Consider the following 323-nt stretch of genomic DNA (forward strand, 5'->3'; position numbering starts at 1 on the left):
CGGGATGGGGGCCGGTGCCCGGCTTGCGCGCCAGGCCGACATGCCAGAGCTGGGGCGCGATCTTGCCGCCAACGGCGTGGACGTCTTCGACGACGCGCGCCCAGCCGTGCAGCGCTTCTTCGGTGGGGAAATTGGGAATGGCGGGATCGAAGCTCGCACCCTCGCGGTCGATCGTGGTGCCTTCGGTCAGGATGCGGCCGACATCGTTTTCGGCGCGCCGCTTGTAGTAGGCCGCGACATCCTCTCCCGGAACGCCGCCCGGGCTCTTGGACCGGGTCATGGGTGCCATGACGATCCGGTTGGCCCGCTCGAGGGAGCCGAGG

1 protein-coding gene is annotated in these 323 nt (G+C 69.7%); it reads right to left on the reverse strand.

Annotation, left to right across the window (positions count from 1 at the left end; all coding sequences use genetic code 11):
- Positions 1 to 323, reverse strand: a 323-nt coding sequence (locus tag E5162_RS14295) for a beta/alpha barrel domain-containing protein (RefSeq protein WP_479684688.1), incomplete at both ends; no start/stop codon positions are given.

Origin of the sequence: Marinicauda pacifica (assembly GCF_004793635.1) — a bacterium.
In the GTDB taxonomy this organism is placed as follows: domain Bacteria; phylum Pseudomonadota; class Alphaproteobacteria; order Caulobacterales; family Maricaulaceae; genus Marinicauda; species Marinicauda pacifica.